1 protein-coding gene is annotated in these 945 nt (G+C 46.5%); it reads right to left on the bottom strand.

Features of this window, described 5'->3' with window-relative positions:
* Positions 1-698, bottom strand: a 698-nt coding sequence (locus tag R8O11_RS25720; protein ID WP_318194675.1) for an ABC transporter substrate-binding protein, incomplete at its 3' end; no start/stop codon positions are given.
* Positions 699-945: the final 247 nt, after the last annotated feature.

The following is a 945-nucleotide window of genomic DNA, read 5'->3' on the forward strand; positions in this document are numbered from 1 at the left end:
TCGCCTTTTTCTAGGTTGGCGATGTTCGGATCGGTAAATGACAAGCGACCTTGTTTCGCCAGTTCAGCAAAGAACTTGATTGCTGGTTTAAGGTTCGATTCGTCACCACCGTTGGCAAAAGCGGCTGCCAAAACCGCGTTGTTCGCTTGCGCCGCAACGCCTACGTCTCCAACCGTCACTTTGTAGTCACCTTTGAGTAAGTCACCCCAAGTTTTTGGTGCGTCTTTGACTAGGTTGTTGTTTGAGATAAAAGAGATAGTGCCAGTGTATGCCAGCGCCCAGTGGCCATCTTTATCTTTCGCCCAATCGGGAATGTCATTCCAAGTGGTCGGTTTATACGGTTGAGTTACGCCTTTTTTCACGGCAACTCGCGCAAATGCAAAACCGACGTCACCGATATCTGCGGTTGCATTTTTCTTCTCTGCTTCGAATTTCGCGATTTCTTGTGCAGAGCTCATGTCAGTGTCTTGATGTTTCAAACCGTAGTTTGATTGCAAATCAGCCCACGTGTCTTTCCAGTTTGCCCAACTGTCTGGCATGCCCACACTGTAAACCGAGCCTTCTTTTTGAGCGGCTTTTACTAGGGATTCTACATTGGCATCCGCTGAAAAAGCAGGCGCCGATAATGTTGCTGTAATTGCGGTGGCTGCAAGCAGTTTGGCAGGCACGGCAGTGGAACGGCTAAGCAAAGTTTTCATTGTCTCCATCCTTCTGGACTAGGTCAGTAAGTTCGCTTTTTATCCTATGGGTGGAATGTGACGGTTTGGTGCAGATAATTTGACAGTTATGATTCACTTCTGTGGCGTTTGTATTTCATTTGATGAAGAAGTGAGCAGTTTGACTTGTCATATTTCTGTTACTTAAGCCTCTTATCTTGTTGAGAAAATATCTATTGGACTAGGTCAGAATGAAAACAACAGGTGCGGGCCAGTTAGGGACGCAGTT

This window comes from Vibrio sp. 1288 (assembly GCF_033344475.1).